Consider the following 21,244-nt stretch of genomic DNA (forward strand, 5'->3'; position numbering starts at 1 on the left):
ATTTTATCTTTGGTGTATCGATACAGCATAAAGAAAGCCGGACCTGGAAAAAATAACGGCAATCAAGGAAAAGGGGAAAATCAGCAATTATCTGAATAAGATGCCCTGTACTGGCAAAGGGCATTAGTCTCATCAGTTGTAGTTAATTTTAAAAAGCACCACCGTGTCGAATGGCCCAGCCTCGATGGGAGTGCCTGGCGTGGACGAAAGTTCAGCCGTATAGTTTTTTTCGTAGATCAACATGTCGCTGGTGAAATCGGCATACTCGCTGTATTTGTTGAAGGTGTAGGGCGAGTCGTTTTCATCCAGTAACCGCAGCTTAAGTCCGTTGCCAATGAGTAATGCTTTATCGTCTTCAACTAACGTTTCTTCTGTATAAAACGAGGAGCTAACCTTAAATCCGTCGGTGCATTGATCATTTTGTGATTTGGTCGTTTTAATACCGAACGTTTTTGTCATGTTATGCCGCCGGATATCCAGCACATTAAATTTACCGAAATCAATCACCTGATTGGCTGGGGTAATAGAAAAATTCACGCTGCAATCCAGCACGCGAATGTTTTCCAGACCGATAATATGATATTTCAGGTTTCTGGCGGTGGGATCTTCGTTAACACTGCCCGCGCCATCAAATTGCACCACGATGTAGTCGCTGAGAGTACTTTGATAATCATGAGGCGGCATGGTGCGGACTTTGACGTAAAGTCGCATACGTGCAATAAAAGTCCGTGATTTATGAATATTTGTCGGCTCACCGGAGCAAAGTTTGTTTTGCCAGCCCATCGCAATGATCTGTTCCGGGGTGTAAATATCAATTTTCTTACTATCGATACACTGATTCGTGTCGATGCGGCTTTGCCCCAGACTGGCGTCATAGTCCACACCTTCATAGGTTACGCCTAATTGATAATAGGGGTCCTGCACGCCTGGGTACGGGTTTACCCAAGCAAAAACATGCTCACTCTCAAAGTTGCCGTTAGTATTGTTGTCGCAATAGACGGGAATTCTAATATCATCAGACTCCCAGATTTTATCGCCGGGTTTGGCATTACCCGGTACAGCAAACGGCTGAATATTTTCTGATTTTTCTACCTGACCACCCGATGCACCAAAATAACAGTCCAGCGCCAGCGCAGACCTCAGCGGCAGAAATAGCAGACAAATAACAAGTAATAATCCTTTGCCAGCACTCATTTCTTCGCCTCCACTGGCTGTAAACGACACGGCCCGTTACAGTCCAGGGTGGTCATTCGCAATGCGCCGTAATCATCCATGTAGCCGAGGTAAAATTGACTGCCGTTATAGCTTCCCGTATGAGTGGTTACCGAGCCGAAAGGTGCGACCATAGTGGTTTTGAAACCGGGGAGTACCCCTTTTTCATTTTGCCCCAGGTAGGCGATAGTCAGATAATAGGCGGTAGGATTTTTCAGTGTCAGTTGGTTGCTCTGTTGGCTAACCTGTAACTGCAGCTCTACATGTTCACCTGTTTTCTTGCGTAACGTTGCAGGTCGCCAGAACAATTTGATACGACTTTGGATAGCGATCTGAAGTACCGCATGATCGCTGCTTTTATCCGGGGCTGGAGGAATTTCGCGCATGTTATAGTAGAACAGCGCTTCGCGATCGCCGGGCAATTTTGGAGTTGATGCTTGTTTTACAATCCGCACTTGCGATGTTGCTTTCGGTTCCAGACGTTGAATCGGTGGCAGGGCGACCAGAAGATCGTCGCTTTTCTCCCCTTTTTCATTTTCTATCCAGGAATAAGCAAGATAAGGCAGTTTGTCACTCTGGTTTTCTATTCGCAGGCTGGTGGCTTTATCATTGGCGTTAAACACAATGCGTGTGCGATCAGGTTGCACTGCAGCGTAGCTACCCAGGCTGACGGTTAACAGAATCAGTGGCAGTCCTTTAATAAATGTCATTCGCTTTTCCTTAATTAATGACAAGGTAAAATCAGGCGTTTTGTTGTGTATTCCAGACGTTCTGGTAGATGAATAATGCAACTTTGTTTGTCACCCCAGATCACGGTAAATTGTTGATTTTCAGCAACACCGCTTAACCAGGCATGACCTTCTTCGCCAACCATACCCACGCTGATACCGCTGTCATCCTGCCGGATATCGGCACCGAGAGGTGGGAAATGGCCGTTGGCGGTGCGAATGATGGTGTTAACGTCTTTACCGGAACGGGATGCCAGCGATTTGTAACCAATCGCGCCTTCAATCCACGTTTCTTTGATGACATTTTCTGCTACCGTCACGCCGTCAGGTAAATCATTCATGTTGACTGCCACGGTGGACGGCTGGTAACTGGAAATTAGCGGTATCACGGCGATACCAAAATGATTGGTATAATCGAGTTGGCCCTGAACCGGGATATCTGCCACACCATCGGTGCTGATCATCAACCGTGGTTCATTGGTGGAGCTGCGGCGATGGAACGCTGCACCATATTGGGTTGCGGTGAAAGAACCGCTCCAGCTAGTGCTGACAGAGCTGTAATCATTGGCGGCATAGGTGCCAGAAAGATCCCATTCGCCCGCCGAACTCAGATGTTGATAGTTGCCGCTCAACTGTGCGCCATCATCCGGGCGATCGGATTGCATTCCTGCAGACATGCCCCAGCTATTACGTTCATCCAGCGTATCATTCAATGACATGCGGTGTGTGGTGCTGCTGCTACTGTTTTGCATGTCATAACCGATTCGACCACCGTCACCAATGGGTAATGAAATCGACAAGTAAATCTGGTTGTCGCGATCTTTGTCTTCGTAGTGGGTCGTATTGAACGACGTTGAGATTGAGATATCTTTCCAGTCACCAATATCAACATTAAAGCCCGCCGTGATGTTGGCAGTCGTGGAGGCATCTGCGTTCCACCAGGTCTGATGTAAGAGGTTGGCGTACAGGTTGAGATTCAGCGGGATAATCGGTTGGCCTACGGATAAGCTGATTGTCTGTTTTTCATCTTGCGCATCGTTGTCGTTGTATTTGTGATCCAGATAGTTGGCGTAGCTGTGAAAATGACGATCTGAGAAGCGATAAGCGGCGAGCGAAATCGTGCTGTTTGTGGCATCTACTTGTTTGCTGTAATTAAAGCGATAGCTTAAGCCCCGCTCGTCCTGCTGGTTATCAAAATGGCTACTGGCCCAGGTGACATCAAACGATAGCGCGCCAAGCCAGAGCATATTTTGCCCGATACCCAATGCGGCAGAATGGTAGTCATCACCAGAAATCAGCAGGCCGCCGTACAGCGAGGTGTTTGAGAGCATCCCCCAGGAAACTTCATTGCTAAAAAAGGTTTCATTTTCAGTTTGATGTGACATGGAGGGTCGTGGCTGGCCTGCGGCCAGTTTATAGCGAGCCTGCCCCTGGCGCGTCAGGAAGGGCGTTGATGCTGCCGACACCTGGAAATTATTCACACGACCATCTTCCTCTGTCACTTTAACATCTAACGTACCCTGGACGGACTGATTAAGGTCATCAATGATAAACGGGCCTGGCGGGACTTTTTTCTGGTAAATAACGCGGCCTGATTGACTGATAGTCACCGTGGCATTGGTTTGTGCTATACCGCTAATTTGTGGGGCGTAGCCGCGCAGTTCCCACGGTAACATCCGATCGTCACTCGCCAGTGCCGCGCCGGTATAAGAAAAGCCATCGAAAATATTGGAACTGAAATCCGTTTCACCGAGGGTTAATTTTGAACCTAATTGCGGTAATGGGCGAAAAAGATAAGTGCGTGATATTTCGCCTGACTGTTCATGGTTATCATCGCTATCGGTCTGATTCAACTGGTAATCACTGCGTAAGCGCCATGCCCCTGCGTTAATTCCGACTGTTCCGTAGGCGTTCAGGTTGGTGCTGCTGCTGCCATCCTGTGGGCGGTAGCTGCTGGCAAACAGGTTGTAATCCATCAGGATCCCGGCGACACCTTCTTTCCATGTGGAGGGGGGCATCCAGTTTTCTGAATGCCACGCCAGCCAGGCTTGCGGAATAGTGATATTCAGTTGCTGATTGGCCTGATCAAAATTGAAGAGCATTTCAGGTCGGGAGCTAAAATCGACGCACTGATTTATCAGTGGTAACGACTGACGGACTTCAGGTTTTAAGCCAAATTTATCGACCAGTAATTCATTGATGCACGGAATGGTTTTGTCACCATTTTTTTGCCAGTTAATTTTTTGCCCATTACTGATTTGGTTATTATTTGCTGCAATGCTAACAAAATATTCACCGGGAACAATGACACCTTTTTCCTTTAATAATGAAATATCAATGCGGTCGCGCATTGATTTATCGAGGACATTCAGATTGAATTCGACCGCCACTGCGGAAGGCATCGCCATGACCAGGCAGGATACAAAAGAGAGTCGATAAATATTCACGGTGTCCATACCTGATAAATATTTGAAGAAAGGCGGCGATGACGCCGCCAAAATAATACTTATTTATAATCCAGCACGTAGGTCGCGTTAGCCGTAACTGCGCCTGGAGTTACTGGTGTAACCTGATCAATTTGTTCCATCCAGGCAAAGAAATTCAGCGTTTGCTCGCTGGACGTCGGTGCCAGGTCGATGTCCGGAGAAGCTGTGCCTAAAATGATATTACTTTGATCCTTATTCATTAAACGCACACCGACACCGGTGGCTTCTCCAGTGCTGGTATTGTTGAGTATCGGGTCTGCACCGGTGGTTTTCGCTGAGCTGTCAAAGGTGACCGCGACTTTAGAAATCTTGCCACCGGAACCGTTATTAGAGTTTTCCAGATCGCAATTGACTAAGCGTAGGTCGACAGCAACGACATCGCTGTGATGTGACTGATTAATGTGGCTGGTGGTCACCTGGCCGAGTTCAACTTCTTTATCGATATCATCCTGATGGATTTCACACGGTGCTTCAATAACTTCACCTTTAAAGTGAATTTCACCGGAACCTTCATCAGCAGCATGAACAGGTGCTGTGAACAACAGAGATACAGCCAGTGCAGCTAATGTTTTTTGTCCTTTAAACATAACTGAGTCCTTTAAATAAAGAGATAGAGTATTGCGTGACAAGAATATCTGAGCTGGCAATTGAATATGTTTTGTTTTATTTAACAATATTAAAAATCTTGTTATGTAATGGGGCCATTAATTGATTGTGTAAATTTATTGTTTTATGTGATGAAGGTAGGGCGCATTTGGATATGCATAATTTTCATTGGGTTAATGATGCTACCGACGGGGAAGTATAAAGTTAAACTTATCATTCTGCTCAGAATATGAGTTATCACATTTTTTAACCCTATTTATGGATATTTGTACTCGATTTAATTTTTACAGTTTTTTGTGTTTAGGCATATAAAAATTAACCCGCCATATAGAGGACGGGTTAAAAGAATTTACTGCGCAGTAATCAAAGACTAGCGTTTGATATCGCTTTTAAAATCGCGTTTTTCGTAACCAGTATACAGTTGGCGTGGACGGGCGATTTTCATGCCTTCGTTATGCATTTCGCTCCAGTGAGCAATCCAGCCGACAGTACGCGCCATGGCGAAGATCACGGTGAACATAGAAGACGGAATACCCATCGCTTTCAGAATGATACCGGAGTAGAAATCTACGTTCGGGTACAGTTTCTTCTCGATAAAGTACGGGTCATTCAGCGCGATGTTTTCCAGCTCCATAGCCACTTCCAGCAGCTCATCTTTGCTGCCCAGCTCTTTCAGCACTTCGTGGCAGGTTTCACGCATTACTGTGGCGCGTGGGTCGTAGTTTTTATACACGCGGTGACCGAAGCCCATCAGGCGGAAAGAGTCATTTTTATCTTTCGCACGACGCATAAATTCCGGAATGTGTTTCACCGAGCTGATTTCTTCCAGCATTTTCAGCGCAGCTTCGTTAGCACCACCGTGAGCCGGCCCCCACAGAGAGGCGATACCTGCTGCGATACAGGCGAACGGGTTCGCACCCGAAGAGCCAGCGGTACGCACGGTAGAGGTCGACGCGTTCTGTTCATGGTCTGCGTGCAGGATCAGAATACGATCCATCGCGCGTTCCAGAATCGGATTGACTTCATACGGTTCGCACGGTGTGGAGAACATCATGTGCAGGAAGTTACCGGCGTAGGAGAGGTCATTGCGTGGGTAAACAAATGGCTGACCAATGGAATACTTGTAGCACATTGCTGCCATGGTCGGCATTTTCGACAGCAGACGGAACGCCGCGATTTCACGATGACGCGGATTGTTAACATCCAGTGAGTCGTGATAAAACGCCGCCAGAGCGCCGGTAATACCGCACATGACCGCCATCGGATGAGAGTCGCGGCGGAAGGCGTGGAACAGACGAGTAATCTGTTCGTGGATCATGGTATGGCGGGTAACCGTAGTTTTAAATTCGTCATACTGTTTCTGGGTCGGTTTTTCACCATTCAGCAGAATGTAACAGACTTCCAGGTAGTTAGAATCGGTCGCCAGTTGATCGATCGGGAAACCGCGGTGCAACAAAATACCTTCATCACCATCAATAAAAGTAATTTTAGATTCGCAGGATGCGGTTGAAGTGAAGCCTGGGTCAAAGGTGAATACACCTTTTGAGCCGAGAGTACGGATATCAATAACATCTTGACCCAGTGTGCCTTTCAGCACATCCAGTTCAACAGCTGTATCCCCGTTGAGGGTGAGTTTTGCTTTTGTATCAGCCATTTAAGGTCTCCTTAGCGCCTTATTGCGTAAGACTGCCGGAACTTAAATTTGCCTTCGCACATCAACCTGGCTTTACCCGATTGTTATTTGGCTCGCCGCTCTGCGAAAGAGGGGAAAACCTGGGTACAGAGCTCTGGGCGCTTGCAGGTAAAGTATTCATTGATGACGAATAAACGGCGAATCAAGCACTTAGCAATCCGAATTATTAAACCTGTCTATCACTAATAACTGTCCTGGATGGATTGGTCAATACTTCCACACTGTTACATAAGTTAATCTTAGGTGAAATAGTGACCCCATAACTTTTACGCATTATATGCTTTTCCTGATGATGTTTGTAACAACTTTGTTGAATGATTGTCAAACTAGATGATTAAAAATTAAATAAATGTTTTTATCGTGACTCAGATCACTGTTCTGGATAAAACCAGACAAACCATATGTAGGTTAATTGTAATGATTTTGTGAACGGCCTATACTGCCGCCAGGTCTCCGGAACACCCTGCAATCCCGAGCCACCCAGCGTTGTAACGTGTCGTTTTCGCATCTGGAAGCAGTGTTTTGCATGACGCGCAGTTATAGAAAGGACGCTGTCTGACCCGCAAGCAGACCGGAGGAAGGAAATCCCGACGTCTCCAGGTAACAGAAAGTTATCCTCTGTACCCGTAGTCCCCAGGGAATAATAAGAACAGCATGTGGGCGTTATTCATGATAAGAAATGTGAAAAAACAAAGACCTGTTAATCTGGACCTACAGACCATCCGGTTCCCCATCACGGCGATAGCGTCCATTCTTCATCGCGTTTCCGGTGTGATCACGTTTGTTGCAGTGGGCATCCTGCTGTGGCTTCTGGGTTCCAGTCTCTCTTCCCCCGAAGGTTTCGAACAAGCTTCCGCCATTATGGGCAGCTTCTTCGTCAAATTTATCATGTGGGGCATCCTTACCGCTCTGGCATATCACGTCGTCGTAGGTATTCGCCACATGATGATGGATTTTGGCTATCTGGAAGAAACATTCGAAGCGGGTAAACGCTCCGCCAAAATCTCCTTTGTTATCACTGTCGTGCTTTCACTTCTCGCAGGAGTCCTCGTATGGTAAGCAACGCCTCCGCATTAGGACGCAATGGCGTACATGATTTCATCCTCGTTCGCGCCACCGCTATCGTCCTGACGCTCTACATCATTTATATGGTTGGTTTTTTCGCTACCAGTAGCGAGCTGACATATGAAGTCTGGATCGGTTTCTTTGCCTCTGCGTTCACCAAAGTGTTTACCCTGCTGGCGCTGTTTTCCATCTTGATTCATGCCTGGATCGGCATGTGGCAGGTGTTGACCGACTACGTTAAACCGCTGGCCTTGCGTCTGATGCTGCAACTGGTAATTGTTGTTGCGCTGGTGGTTTACGTGATTTATGGATTCGTTGTGGTGTGGGGTGTGTGATGAAATTGCCAGTCAGAGAATTTGATGCAGTTGTGATTGGTGCCGGTGGCGCAGGTATGCGCGCGGCGCTGCAAATTTCCCAGAGCGGCCAGACCTGTGCGCTGCTTTCCAAAGTCTTCCCGACCCGTTCCCATACTGTTTCTGCGCAAGGCGGCATTACCGTTGCGCTGGGTAATACCCATGAAGATAACTGGGAATGGCATATGTACGACACCGTCAAAGGGTCGGACTATATCGGTGACCAGGACGCGATTGAATATATGTGTAAAACCGGGCCGGAAGCGATTCTGGAACTGGAACATATGGGCCTGCCGTTCTCGCGCCTTGATGATGGTCGTATTTATCAGCGTCCATTTGGCGGTCAGTCGAAAAACTTCGGCGGTGAGCAGGCGGCACGTACTGCGGCGGCGGCTGACCGTACCGGTCATGCACTGTTGCACACGCTTTACCAACAGAACCTGAAAAATCACACCACGATTTTCTCCGAATGGTATGCGCTGGATCTGGTGAAAAATCAGGATGGCGCGGTGGTTGGTTGTACCGCACTGTGCATCGAAACCGGTGAAGTGGTTTACTTCAAAGCCCGCGCAACGGTGCTGGCGACTGGCGGGGCTGGGCGTATTTATCAGTCCACCACTAACGCCCACATTAATACCGGCGACGGCGTTGGCATGGCTATCCGTGCTGGCGTACCAGTGCAGGATATGGAAATGTGGCAGTTCCACCCGACCGGCATTGCGGGTGCGGGTGTGCTGGTGACTGAAGGTTGTCGTGGTGAAGGCGGTTATCTGCTGAACAAACATGGCGAACGCTTTATGGAGCGTTATGCACCGAACGCCAAAGACCTGGCGGGGCGTGATGTGGTGGCGCGTTCCATCATGATCGAAATTCGTGAAGGTCGCGGCTGTGATGGTCCGTGGGGGCCACACGCAAAACTGAAACTCGACCACCTGGGTAAAGAAGTTCTTGAATCCCGTCTGCCGGGTATCCTTGAACTCTCCCGAACCTTTGCTCACGTCGATCCGGTGAAAGAACCGATTCCGGTTATCCCAACCTGCCACTACATGATGGGCGGTATTCCGACCAAAGTGACTGGTCAGGCGCTGACCGTGAACGAGAAAGGCGAAGATGTGGTGATTCCAGGGCTGTTTGCGGTGGGCGAAATTGCCTGTGTATCGGTACACGGCGCTAACCGTCTTGGCGGTAACTCTCTGCTGGATCTGGTGGTATTTGGACGAGCGGCGGGTCTGCATCTGCAAGAATCTATCAGTGAACAGGGTGCACTGCGCGATGCCAGCGAGTCTGATGTTGAAGCCTCTCTGGAACGCATGAATCGCTGGAACAACAACCGTAACGGTGAAGATCCGGTGGCGATTCGCAAAGCACTGCAAGAATGTATGCAGCATAACTTCTCGGTATTCCGGGAAGGTGATGCGATGGCGAAAGGTCTTGAGCAGTTGAAAGTGATCCGCGAGCGGCTGAAAAATGCTCGTCTGGATGACACCTCCAGTGAGTTCAACACTCAGCGCGTTGAGTGCCTGGAACTGGATAACCTGATGGAAACGGCTTATGCAACGGCTGTTTCTGCTAATTTCCGTACCGAAAGCCGTGGCGCGCATAGCCGCTTCGACTTCCCGGATCGTGATGATGAAAACTGGCTGTGCCACTCCCTGTATCTGCCAGAGTCGGAATCCATGACGCGACGTAGCGTCAACATGGAACCGAAACTGCGCCCGGCATTCCCGCCGAAGATTCGTACTTACTAATGCGGAGACAGGAAAATGAGACTCGAGTTTTCAATTTATCGCTATAACCCGGATGTTGATGATGCTCCGCGTATGCAGGATTACACCCTGGAAGCGGAAGAAGGTCGCGACATGATGCTGCTGGATGCGCTTATTCAGCTCAAAGAGAAAGATCCCAGCCTGTCGTTCCGCCGCTCCTGCCGTGAAGGGGTGTGCGGTTCTGACGGTCTGAACATGAACGGCAAAAATGGTCTGGCTTGTATAACCCCAATTTCGGCACTCAACCAGCCGGGCAAGAAGATTGTGATTCGCCCGCTGCCTGGTTTACCGGTGATCCGCGATTTGGTGGTAGACATGGGACAATTCTATGCCCAATATGAGAAAATTAAGCCTTACTTGTTGAATAATGGACAAAATCTACCAGCTCGTGAGCATTTACAAATGCCAGAGCAACGTGAAAAACTCGACGGGCTGTATGAATGTATTCTCTGCGCATGTTGTTCAACCTCTTGTCCGTCTTTCTGGTGGAACCCCGATAAGTTTATCGGTCCGGCAGGCTTGTTAGCGGCGTATCGTTTCCTTATCGATAGCCGTGATACCGAGACTGACAGCCGCCTTGACGGTTTGAGCGATGCATTCAGTGTATTCCGCTGTCACAGCATCATGAACTGCGTCAGTGTCTGTCCAAAAGGGCTGAACCCGACGCGCGCCATCGGCCATATCAAGTCGATGTTGTTGCAACGCAATGCGTAAACCTCAGGCCTGATAAGATGCGCAAGCGTCGCATCAGGCAACCAGAGCCGGATGCGGCGTGAACGCCTTATCCGGCCTACAAAAGAAATGCAGGAAATCTTTAAAAACTGCCCCTGACACTAAGACAGTTTTTAAAGGTTCCTTAGCGGACGCAGAAAATACGACAAGTCCGCAACAAGTGAACCCCGGCACGCACATCATTGTGCGTGGTAGTATCCACGGCGAAAATACTCGTCATATTTCACGTTGCATGTGCGTTGGTTGCGCTTGCTTACCCCGGTCACTTACTGAGTGTAAGCTCCCGGGGATTCACAAGCTGACCAACTTCCTGAAACGTGAACTATTTAGAGTATTAAGTAAGCATAAAAAAGATGCTTAAGGGATCACGATGCAGAACAGCGCTTTGAAAGCCTGGTTGGACTCTTCTTACCTCTCTGGCGCAAACCAGAGCTGGATAGAACAGCTCTATGAAGACTTCTTAACCGATCCTGACTCGGTTGACGCTAACTGGCGTTCGACGTTCCAGCAGTTACCTGGTACGGGAGTCAAACCGGATCAATTCCACTCTCAAACGCGTGAATATTTCCGCCGCCTGGCGAAAGATGCTTCACGTTACTCTTCAACGATCTCCGACCCTGACACCAATGTGAAGCAGGTTAAAGTCCTGCAGCTCATTAACGCATATCGCTTCCGTGGTCACCAACATGCGAATCTCGATCCGCTGGGACTGTGGCAGCAAGATAAAGTGGCCGATCTGGATCCGTCTTTCCACGATCTGACCGAAGCAGACTTCCAGGAGACCTTCAACGTCGGTTCATTTGCCAGCGGCAAAGAAACCATGAAACTCGGCGAGCTGCTGGAAGCTCTCAAGCAAACCTACTGCGGCCCGATTGGCGCCGAGTATATGCACATTACCAGCACCGAAGAAAAACGCTGGATCCAACAGCGTATCGAGTCTGGTCGCGCGACGTTCAATAGCGAAGAGAAAAAACGCTTCTTAAGCGAACTGACCGCCGCTGAAGGCCTTGAACGTTACCTCGGTGCAAAATTCCCTGGCGCAAAACGCTTCTCGCTGGAAGGCGGTGACGCGTTAATCCCGATGCTTAAAGAGATGATCCGCCACGCTGGCAACAGCGGCACCCGCGAAGTGGTTCTCGGGATGGCGCACCGTGGTCGTCTGAACGTGCTGGTGAACGTGCTGGGTAAAAAACCGCAAGACTTGTTCGACGAGTTTGCCGGTAAACATAAAGAACACCTCGGCACGGGCGACGTGAAATACCACATGGGCTTCTCGTCTGACTTCCAGACCGATGGCGGCCTGGTACACCTGGCGCTGGCGTTTAACCCGTCTCACCTTGAGATTGTAAGCCCGGTGGTTATCGGTTCTGTTCGTGCCCGTCTGGACAGACTTGATGAGCCGAGCAGCAACAAAGTGCTGCCAATCACCATCCACGGTGATGCCGCAGTGACCGGACAGGGCGTAGTTCAGGAAACCCTGAACATGTCGAAAGCGCGTGGTTATGAAGTTGGCGGTACGGTGCGTATCGTTATCAATAACCAGGTGGGCTTCACTACCTCTAACCCGCTGGATGCCCGTTCTACGCCGTACTGTACTGATATTGGTAAGATGGTACAGGCACCGATTTTCCACGTTAATGCGGATGATCCGGAAGCGGTTGCCTTTGTTACCCGTCTGGCGCTCGATTTCCGTAACACCTTCAAACGTGATGTTTTCATCGACCTGGTATGCTACCGCCGTCACGGCCACAACGAAGCCGACGAGCCGAGTGCAACCCAGCCGCTGATGTATCAGAAAATCAAAAAACATCCGACGCCGCGCAAAATCTACGCGGACAAGCTGGAGCAGGAAAAAGTGGCGACGCTGGAAGATGCCACCGAGATGGTTAACCTGTACCGCGATGCGCTGGATGCGGGCGATTGCGTAGTGGCTGAGTGGCGTCCGATGAACATGCACTCTTTCACCTGGTCGCCGTATCTCAACCACGAATGGGATGAAGAATACCCGAACAAGGTTGAGATGAAGCGTTTGCAGGAACTGGCAAAACGTATCAGCACGGTGCCAGAAGCCATTGAGATGCAGTCTCGCGTTGCCAAGATTTATGGTGATCGCCAGGCGATGGCGGCCGGTGAAAAACTGTTTGACTGGGGCGGCGCGGAAAACCTTGCTTACGCCACGCTGGTTGATGAAGGTATTCCGGTTCGTCTGTCTGGTGAAGACTCCGGTCGCGGAACCTTCTTCCACCGTCACGCAGTGATTCACAACCAGTCCAACGGCTCCACTTATACGCCGCTGCAACATATTCATAACGGTCAGGGCGCGTTCCGCGTCTGGGACTCCGTACTGTCTGAAGAAGCAGTGCTGGCATTTGAATACGGTTATGCCACCGCAGAACCGCGGACGTTGACCATCTGGGAAGCACAGTTCGGTGACTTTGCCAACGGTGCCCAGGTCGTTATTGACCAGTTCATCTCCTCCGGCGAACAGAAATGGGGCCGTATGTGTGGTCTGGTGATGCTGCTGCCGCACGGTTACGAAGGGCAGGGGCCGGAGCACTCCTCCGCGCGTCTGGAACGTTATCTGCAACTTTGCGCCGAGCAAAACATGCAGGTTTGCGTACCGTCTACTCCGGCACAGGTTTACCACATGCTGCGTCGCCAGGCGCTGCGCGGGATGCGTCGTCCGCTGGTGGTCATGTCACCGAAATCGCTGCTGCGTCATCCGCTGGCGGTTTCCAGCCTCGAAGAGCTGGCGAACGGCACCTTCCTGCCAGCCATCGGTGAAATCGACGAGCTTGATCCGAAGGGCGTGAAGCGCGTAGTGATGTGTTCTGGTAAGGTTTATTACGACCTGCTTGAACAACGCCGTAAGAACAATCAACAAGATGTCGCCATCGTGCGTATCGAGCAACTCTACCCGTTCCCGCATAAAGCGATGCAGGAAGTGTTGCAGCAGTTTGCTCACGTCAAGGATTTTGTCTGGTGCCAGGAAGAGCCGCTCAACCAGGGCGCATGGTACTGCAGCCAGCATCATTTCCGTGAAGTGATTCCGTTTGGGGCTTCTCTGCGTTATGCAGGCCGCCCGGCCTCCGCCTCTCCGGCGGTAGGATATATGTCCGTTCACCAGAAACAGCAACAAGATCTGGTTAATGACGCGCTGAACGTCGAATAAATAAAGGATACAAAATGAGTAGCGTAGATATTCTGGTCCCTGACCTGCCTGAATCCGTAGCTGATGCCACCGTCGCAACCTGGCATAAAAAACCCGGCGACGCAGTCGTACGTGATGAAGTGCTGGTGGAAATCGAAACTGACAAAGTGGTACTGGAAGTACCGGCATCAGCAGACGGCATTCTGGATGCGGTTCTGGAAGATGAAGGTACAACCGTAACGTCTCGTCAGATCCTCGGCCGCCTGCGTGAAGGCAATAGCGCGGGTAAAGAAACCAGCGCTAAATCTGAAGAGAAAGCGTCCACGCCTGCGCAACGTCAGCAGGCGTCTCTGGAAGAGCAAAACAACGACGCGTTAAGCCCGGCGATCCGTCGCCTGCTGGCTGAACACAACCTCGATGCCAGCGCTATTAAAGGCACCGGTGTTGGCGGTCGTCTGACCCGTGAAGATGTGGAAAAACATCTGGCGAAAGCCCCGGCGAAAGATGCAACTCCGGCAGCAACTGCTCCGGCGGCTCAACCAGCACTGGCTGCTCGTAGCGAAAAACGTGTACCGATGACTCGTCTGCGTAAGCGCGTGGCAGAGCGTCTGTTGGAAGCGAAAAACTCCACCGCTATGCTGACCACGTTCAACGAAGTCAACATGAAGCCGATTATGGATCTGCGTAAGCAGTACGGTGAAGCGTTTGAAAAACGCCACGGCATCCGTCTGGGCTTTATGTCCTTCTATGTGAAAGCGGTTGTTGAAGCGCTGAAACGTTACCCGGAAGTGAACGCATCTATTGATGGCGATGATGTGGTTTACCACAACTATTTCGACGTTAGCATGGCAGTTTCTACGCCGCGCGGTCTGGTAACGCCGGTTCTGCGTGATGTCGATACCCTCGGCATGGCTGACATTGAGAAGAAAATCAAAGAGCTGGCTGTGAAAGGCCGTGACGGTAAGCTGACGGTTGAAGATCTGACCGGTGGTAACTTTACCATCACCAACGGTGGTGTGTTCGGTTCCCTGATGTCTACGCCTATCATCAACCCGCCGCAGAGCGCAATTCTGGGCATGCACGCTATTAAAGATCGTCCGATGGCGGTGAATGGTCAGGTTGAGATCCTGCCGATGATGTACCTGGCGCTGTCCTACGATCACCGCCTGATCGATGGTCGCGAATCCGTGGGTTTCCTGGTGACAATCAAAGAGTTGCTGGAAGATCCGACGCGTCTGCTGCTGGACGTGTAGTAGTTTAAGCCTCACCTGCACTGTAGACTGGATAAGGCGTTATCGCCGCATCCGATGAATAGCACATTTCAACAAGCTATCTTTCGCCCCCATTCATAAACATCCGCTATTATTGATTTCCAGCTTAATCATCACCTGATAAACAAAATAATGACTAAACCCAATCATGAGCTTAGCCCGGCGCTGATCGTGCTGATGTCGATCGCCACCGGTCTGGCAGTCGCCAGCAACTATTACGCCCAGCCATTGCTCGACACCATCGCGCGTAACTTTTCTCTTTCCGCCAGTTCGGCGGGCTTTATTGTCACCGCCGCACAATTAGGCTATGCCGCTGGCCTGCTGTTTCTTGTCCCACTGGGCGATATGTTTGAACGCCGACGCCTGATTGTTTCCATGACCTTACTGGCTGCAGGCGGTATGTTGATCACCGCCAGCAGTCAATCACTCGCCATGATGATCCTTGGAACGGCATTAACCGGTTTATTCTCGGTCGTGGCGCAAATTCTGGTTCCACTGGCGGCAACACTGGCTTCACCAGACAAACGCGGCAAGGTGGTTGGCACCATTATGAGCGGTTTGCTACTGGGGATTTTGCTGGCACGTACCGTTGCAGGATTGCTGGCAAACCTCGGCGGCTGGCGCACCGTCTTCTGGGTCGCATCGGTGTTAATGGCACTGATGGCGCTGGCGTTATGGCGCGGCCTGCCACAAATGAAATCAGAAAACCACCTCAACTACCCACAGTTGTTAGGTTCCGTTTTCAGCATGTTTATCAGCGATAAGATCCTGCGTACCCGCGCGTTACTGGGCTGCCTGACCTTTGCCAACTTCAGCATTCTATGGACATCGATGGCTTTTTTGCTCGCCGCGCCGCCTTTTAATTACAGCGATGGCGTGATTGGTCTGTTTGGCCTTGCGGGAGCTGCCGGGGCGTTGGGCGCTCGCCCGGCGGGCGGTTTTGCCGATAAAGGAAAATCGCACCTCACAACAACGTTTGGTCTGCTGTTGTTGTTACTTTCATGGCTGGCAATCTGGTTTGGTCAAACTTCCGTACTGGCGCTGATTATCGGCATCCTGGTGCTGGATCTCACCGTCCAGGGCGTGCATATCACCAATCAAACCGTGATTTACCGTATTCACCCTGATGCGCGTAATCGCCTGACCGCAGGCTACATGACCAGTTACTTTATTGGCGGTGCTGCCGGTTCACTGATTTCTGCATCCGCCTGGCAACATGCGGGTTGGGCTGGCGTTTGTCTGGCTGGCGCGGTGATCGCCCTGGTTAACCTGGTGGTCTGGTGGCGAGGTTTTCATCGTCAGGAAGCCGCAAATTAAGCAATCAGCAACCGTTTTCGTGGCTTTACACTTATAAGGGTGTTAAGAAGCCCATCAGTCTGATAAGGTTAAGATATTCATTCAGTCTGTTTATAATATTAACAATCGTTAAGCGTACACTCTATGGTAAGCCCTACTCCTCTGCCAGCTTCTGGTCCGGCGACCTTCATGGAAGGATGCAAAGACAGTTTACCGATTGTTATTAGTTATATTCCGGTGGCTTTTGCGTTCGGTCTGAATGCAACCCGCCAGGGCTTCACTCCCCTCGAAAGTGTTTTTTTCTCCTGCATCATTTATGCAGGTGCGAGCCAGTTTGTCATTACCGCGATGCTGGCAGCCGGGAGTAGTTTGTGGATTGCTGCACTGACCGTGATGGCAATGGATGTTCGCCATGTTTTGTATGGCCCGTCACTGCGTAGCCGTATTGTTCAGCGTCTGCAAAAATCGAAAACCGCCCTGTGGGCGTTTGGCCTGACGGACGAGGTTTTTGCCGCTGCAACGGCAAAACTGGTTCGTAATAATCGCCGCTGGAGCGAAAACTGGATGATCGGCATTGCCTTCAGTTCATGGTCATCGTGGGTATTTGGTACGGTAATAGGGGCATTTTCGGGCGGCGGTTTGCTGCAAGGTTATCCCGCCGTTGAAGCAGCATTAGGCTTTATGCTGCCGGCTCTCTTTATGAGTTTCCTGCTCGCCTCTTTCCAGCGCAAACAATCTCTTTGCGTTACCGCAGCGTTAGTTGGTGCCCTTGCAGGCGTAACGCTATTTTCTATTCCCGTCGCCATTCTGGCAGGCATTGTCTTTGGCTGCCTCACTGCGTTAATCCAGGCATTCTGGCAAGGAGCCGCTGATGAGCTATGAGGTTTTACTGCTTGGATTACTGGTTGGCGCGGCGAATTACTGCTTCCGCTATTTACCACTGCGCCTGCGGATGGGTAATACCCGCCCAACCAAGCGTGGCGCGGTGGGTATTTTGCTCGACACCATTGGCATCGCCTCAATTTGCGCTCTGCTGGTTGTCTCTACCGCACCAGAAGTGATGCACGACTCACGCCGCTTCGTGCCCACACTGGTTGGTTTTGCAGTATTGGGTGGCAGTTTCTATAAAACACGCAGCATTATCGTCCCCACTCTGATAAGTGCGCTGGCCTACGGGCTGGCCTGGAAAGTGATGGCGATTATATAACCCACAAGAATCATTTTTCTAAAACAATACATTTACTTTATTTGTCACTGTCGTTACTATTTCGGCTGAAATTAATGAGGTCATACCCAAATGGATAGTTCGTTTACGCCCATTGAACAAATGCTAAAATTTCGCGCCAGCCGCCACGAAGATTTTCCTTATCAGGAGATCCTTCTGACCCGTCTTTGCATGCATATGCAGAGCAAGTTGCTGGAAAACCGCAATAAAATGCTGAAGGCTCAGGGGATTAACGAGACGTTGTTTATGGCGTTGATTACGCTGGAGTCTCAGGAAAACCACAGCATTCAGCCTTCTGAATTAAGTTGTGCTCTTGGATCATCCCGTACCAATGCGACGCGTATTGCCGATGAACTGGAAAAACGCGGCTGGATCGAACGTCGTGAAAGCGATAACGATCGCCGCTGCCTGCATCTGCAATTAACGGAAAAAGGTCACGAGTTTTTGCGCGAGGTTTTACCGCCGCAGCATAACTGCCTGCATCAACTCTGGTCCGCGCTCAGCACAACAGAAAAAGATCAGCTTGAGCAAATCACCCGCAAATTGCTCTCCCGTCTCGATCAGATGGAACAAGACGGTGCGGTTCTCGAAGCGATGAGCTAACGCGTCATCTCGCTCAAAAATCCAGATTTATAAAAGAAAAACTGACCGGCCAGCATCGCAACGTGCTGGCCTTTTTGGCAAGCAGGTCGGCTCAGCCGATGAGTTAAGAAGATCGTGGAGAATACTATGAGCGCAAATGCGGAGACACAAAGCCCGCAGCAACCGGTAAAGAAGAGCGGCAAACGTAAGCGTCTGCTCCTCCTTCTCACCTTGCTCTTTATTATTATTGCCGTAGCGATAGGGATTTATTGGTTTTTGGTACTGCGTCATTTCGAAGAAACTGATGACGCATACGTGGCAGGGAATCAGATTCAAATTATGTCTCAGGTGTCAGGCAGCGTGACGAAAGTCTGGGCCGATAACACCGATTTTGTAAAAGAAGGCGATGTGCTGGTCACTCTCGACCCGACTGATGCTCGCCAGGCGTTTGAAAAAGCCAAAACAGCACTGGCTTCCAGCGTACGTCAGACCCACCAACTGATGATTAACAGCAAGCAGTTGCAGGCAAATATTGAGGTGCAGAAAATCGCCCTCGCCAAAGCACAAAGCGACTACAACCGCCGCGTGCCGCTGGGTAATGCCAACCTGATTGGCCGCGAAGAGCTGCAACACGCCCGCGATGCTGTTACCAGCGCCCAGGCGCAACTGGATGTCGCCATTCAACAATACAATGCCAATCAGGCGATGATTCTGGGTACTAAACTGGAAGATCAACCGGCCGTGCAACAAGCTGCCACTGAAGTGCGCAATGCCTGGCTGGCGCTGGAACGTACCCGTATTGTCAGCCCGATGACCGGTTATGTCTCCCGCCGTGCCGTTCAACCGGGTGCGCAAATTAGCCCAACAACGCCGCTGATGGCGGTCGTTCCGGCGACTAATATGTGGGTGGATGCCAACTTTAAAGAGACCCAGATTGCCAATATGCGTATCGGCCAGCCGGTCACCATCACCACTGATATTTACGGTGATGACGTGAAATACACCGGTAAAGTGGTCGGTCTGGATATGGGTACGGGTAGCGCGTTTTCGCTGCTTCCGGCGCAAAACGCTACCGGTAACTGGATCAAAGTGGTTCAGCGTCTGCCTGTTCGCATCGAGTTGGATCAAAAGCAACTTGAGCAATATCCGCTACGGATCGGTTTATCCACACTGGTGAGCGTCAATACCACTAACCGTGACGGCCAGGTACTGGCTAACAAAGTACGTTCCACGCCGGTAGCAGTAAGTACCGCTCGTGAAATCAGCCTGGAACCCGTCAATAAACTGATCGACGATATCGTAAAAGCTAACGCTGGCTAATCCAGAGGTGCGTGTGATGCAACAGCAAAAACCGCTGGAAGGTGCGCAACTGGTCATTATGACAATTGCGCTATCGCTGGCGACATTCATGCAGGTGCTGGACTCCACCATTGCTAACGTGGCGATCCCTACTATCGCCGGAAACCTTGGCTCATCGCTCAGCCAGGGAACGTGGGTGATCACCTCCTTCGGGGTGGCGAACGCCATCTCGATCCCGCTTACCGGCTGGCTGGCGAAGCGCGTCGGGGAAGTGAAGCTGTTCCTCTGGTCGACCATCGCCTTCGCCATTGCTTCGTGGGCGTGTGGTGTTTCCAGTAGTCTGAATATGCTGATCTTCTTCCGCGTCATTCAGGGTATTGTCGCCGGGCCATTGATCCCGCTGTCACAAAGTCTATTACTGAATAACTACCCGCCAGCCAAACGTTCCATCGCACTGGCCTTGTGGTCAATGACGGTGATTGTCGCGCCTATTTGCGGCCCGATCCTCGGCGGTTATATCAGCGACAATTATCACTGGGGTTGGATCTTCTTTATCAACGTGCCAATTGGCGTGGCAGTGGTGTTGATGACGCTACAGACCTTGCGCGGACGCGAAACCCGCACCGAGCGGCGACGGATTGATGCCGTGGGGCTGGCGCTGTTAGTGATTGGTATCGGTAGCCTGCAGATTATGCTCGACCGGGGTAAAGAACTGGACTGGTTCTCATCACAGGAAATTATCATTCTCACCGTGGTGGCGGTAGTGGCTATCAGCTTCCTGATTGTCTGGGAGCTGACAGATGACAACCCAATAGTTGATCTGTCGCTGTTTAAGTCACGCAATTTTACCATTGGCTGCTTGTGTATCAGCCTCGCTTATATGCTCTACTTCGGCGCGATTGTTTTGCTGCCGCAATTGTTGCAGGAAGTCTACGGCTACACAGCAACCTGGGCAGGGTTGGCGTCTGCGCCGGTAGGGATTATCCCGGTGATCCTGTCGCCAATTATCGGTCGTTTTGCGCATAAACTGGATATGCGTCGGCTGGTAACCTTCAGCTTTATTATGTATGCCGTCTGTTTCTACTGGCGTGCTTATACCTTTGAACCCGGTATGGATTTTGGCGCGTCGGCCTGGCCGCAGTTTATCCAGGGCTTCGCGGTGGCCTGCTTCTTTATGCCGCTGACCACCATTACGCTTTCTGGTTTGCCACCTGAACGACTGGCGGCGGCGTCGAGTCTCTCCAACTTTACGCGAACGCTGGCGGGGTCTATTGGCACGTCGATAACCACTACCATGTGGACCAACCGCGAGTCGCTGCATCATGCGCAGTTGACCGAGTCGGTGAATCCGTATAACCCGAACGCCCAGGCGATGTACCATCAACTGGAGGGTCTGGGAATGACGCAACAGCAGGCTTCCGGCTGGATTGCTCAGCAGATCACCAATCAGGGGTTGATTATTTCCGCTAATGAGATCTTCTGGATGTCGGCCGGGATATTCCTCGTCCTGCTGGGACTGGTGTGGTTTGCCAGGCCGCCATTTGGCGCAGGTGGCGGCGGAGGCGGTGCGCACTAATGTTGTCAAAGGGAGCTGCGGCTCCCTTTTTATTTGCCTATTCTGCAAACGGTTGTTTTATCAATGCCAAATGATGCCATTATTCAGGGTTGTTTAATAAGCAGTTCATCAATCAAAAAAACAGATAATATATTTATATTTTTCCTAATAACGGCATATTTTATCTCATGTTTTTATGCATTTTATCGATGTGCGGAAAGCAT

The 21,244-nt window shown here is 50.6% G+C and carries 18 protein-coding genes; 12 read left to right on the plus strand and 6 right to left on the minus strand.

The features are described from left to right. Positions 1 to 132: 132 nt before the first annotated feature. From ESM_RS0106680 to ESM_RS1000000128340, 6 genes are all read right to left on the minus strand, one after another. Positions 133 to 1,194, minus strand: coding sequence for a fimbrial protein (locus ESM_RS0106680; protein ID WP_001272413.1), 1,062 nt, complete (start codon positions 1,192 to 1,194; stop codon positions 133 to 135). Continuing rightward, positions 1,191 to 1,922 carry a fimbrial biogenesis chaperone gene (locus ESM_RS0106685; RefSeq protein ID WP_000142798.1) on the minus strand — a complete coding sequence of 244 codons (732 nt, stop codon included), beginning with the start codon at positions 1,920 to 1,922 and terminating at the stop codon, positions 1,191 to 1,193. The genes ESM_RS0106680 and ESM_RS0106685 overlap by 4 nt, the downstream gene beginning before the upstream one ends. Before the next feature lie 14 nt (positions 1,923 to 1,936). After that, on the minus strand, positions 1,937 to 4,396 hold the full coding sequence (locus ESM_RS0106690) for a fimbria/pilus outer membrane usher protein (RefSeq protein WP_176240449.1): 2,460 nt from the start codon (positions 4,394 to 4,396) through the stop codon (positions 1,937 to 1,939). A gap of 50 nt (positions 4,397 to 4,446) precedes the next feature. Next, positions 4,447 to 5,013 carry a fimbrial protein gene (locus tag ESM_RS0106695; RefSeq protein ID WP_000472404.1) on the minus strand — a complete coding sequence of 189 codons (567 nt, stop codon included), beginning with the start codon at positions 5,011 to 5,013 and terminating at the stop codon, positions 4,447 to 4,449. A gap of 389 nt (positions 5,014 to 5,402) precedes the next feature. Further along, a complete protein-coding gene (gene gltA, locus ESM_RS0106700; protein ID WP_000785838.1) occupies positions 5,403 to 6,686 on the minus strand; it encodes a citrate synthase in 1,284 nt (427 codons plus the stop codon). Positions 6,687 to 6,891: 205 nt separating this feature from the next. After that, positions 6,892 to 6,999, minus strand: a complete 108-nt coding sequence (locus ESM_RS1000000128340; protein ID WP_122983127.1) for a hypothetical protein — start codon at positions 6,997 to 6,999, stop codon at positions 6,892 to 6,894. 380 nt (positions 7,000 to 7,379) lie between these two features. On the opposite strand from ESM_RS1000000128340, the gene sdhC reads away from it, so the two are divergent. The 12 genes from sdhC to emrB all read left to right on the plus strand — a co-directional run bounded on the left by sdhC (position 7,380) and on the right by emrB (position 21,041). Continuing rightward, positions 7,380 to 7,784: a succinate dehydrogenase cytochrome b556 subunit gene (gene sdhC, locus ESM_RS0106705; protein WP_000263344.1), complete on the plus strand. Its 405-nt coding sequence runs from the start codon at positions 7,380 to 7,382 to the stop codon at positions 7,782 to 7,784. Further along, a complete protein-coding gene (sdhD, locus tag ESM_RS0106710; RefSeq protein ID WP_000254367.1) occupies positions 7,778 to 8,125 on the plus strand; it encodes a succinate dehydrogenase membrane anchor subunit in 348 nt (115 codons plus the stop codon). Before sdhC ends, sdhD begins: the two co-directional genes overlap by 7 nt. After that, positions 8,125 to 9,891 carry a succinate dehydrogenase flavoprotein subunit gene (sdhA, locus tag ESM_RS0106715; protein ID WP_000775533.1) on the plus strand — a complete coding sequence of 589 codons (1,767 nt, stop codon included), beginning with the start codon at positions 8,125 to 8,127 and terminating at the stop codon, positions 9,889 to 9,891. Before sdhD ends, sdhA begins: the two co-directional genes overlap by 1 nt. 15 nt (positions 9,892 to 9,906) lie before the next feature. Continuing rightward, positions 9,907 to 10,623, plus strand: coding sequence for a succinate dehydrogenase iron-sulfur subunit SdhB (gene sdhB / locus ESM_RS0106720; RefSeq protein ID WP_001235258.1), 717 nt, complete (start codon positions 9,907 to 9,909; stop codon positions 10,621 to 10,623). A 388-nt stretch (positions 10,624 to 11,011) separates the two neighbouring features. Further along, on the plus strand, positions 11,012 to 13,813 hold the full coding sequence (gene sucA, locus ESM_RS0106725; protein WP_001181470.1) for a 2-oxoglutarate dehydrogenase E1 component: 2,802 nt from the start codon (positions 11,012 to 11,014) through the stop codon (positions 13,811 to 13,813). A gap of 14 nt (positions 13,814 to 13,827) precedes the next feature. Continuing rightward, entirely contained in the window at positions 13,828 to 15,045 is a 1,218-nt protein-coding gene (gene odhB / locus ESM_RS0106730; protein ID WP_000099819.1) for a 2-oxoglutarate dehydrogenase complex dihydrolipoyllysine-residue succinyltransferase, read from the plus strand. A gap of 150 nt (positions 15,046 to 15,195) precedes the next feature. Then, positions 15,196 to 16,380, plus strand: a complete 1,185-nt coding sequence (locus ESM_RS0106735) for an MFS transporter (protein WP_000165692.1) — start codon at positions 15,196 to 15,198, stop codon at positions 16,378 to 16,380. A gap of 123 nt (positions 16,381 to 16,503) precedes the next feature. After that, on the plus strand, positions 16,504 to 17,241 hold the full coding sequence (gene ygaZ, locus ESM_RS0106740) for an L-valine exporter subunit YgaZ (RefSeq protein WP_000254577.1): 738 nt from the start codon (positions 16,504 to 16,506) through the stop codon (positions 17,239 to 17,241). Further along, positions 17,231 to 17,566: an L-valine transporter subunit YgaH gene (ygaH, locus tag ESM_RS0106745; protein WP_000119743.1), complete on the plus strand. Its 336-nt coding sequence runs from the start codon at positions 17,231 to 17,233 to the stop codon at positions 17,564 to 17,566. The genes ygaZ and ygaH overlap by 11 nt, the downstream gene beginning before the upstream one ends. Before the next feature lie 90 nt (positions 17,567 to 17,656). Next, entirely contained in the window at positions 17,657 to 18,187 is a 531-nt protein-coding gene (gene emrR, locus ESM_RS0106750; protein ID WP_000378441.1) for a multidrug efflux transporter EmrAB transcriptional repressor EmrR, read from the plus strand. A 126-nt stretch (positions 18,188 to 18,313) separates the two neighbouring features. After that, positions 18,314 to 19,486: a multidrug efflux MFS transporter periplasmic adaptor subunit EmrA gene (gene emrA, locus ESM_RS0106755; protein ID WP_001516927.1), complete on the plus strand. Its 1,173-nt coding sequence runs from the start codon at positions 18,314 to 18,316 to the stop codon at positions 19,484 to 19,486. A 16-nt stretch (positions 19,487 to 19,502) separates the two neighbouring features. Continuing rightward, entirely contained in the window at positions 19,503 to 21,041 is a 1,539-nt protein-coding gene (gene emrB / locus ESM_RS0106760; RefSeq protein WP_001516928.1) for a multidrug efflux MFS transporter permease subunit EmrB, read from the plus strand. Positions 21,042 to 21,244: the final 203 nt, after the last annotated feature.

It is taken from the genome of Escherichia sp. TW09308 (assembly GCF_000208565.1).
Lineage (GTDB): Bacteria > Pseudomonadota > Gammaproteobacteria > Enterobacterales > Enterobacteriaceae > Escherichia > Escherichia marmotae.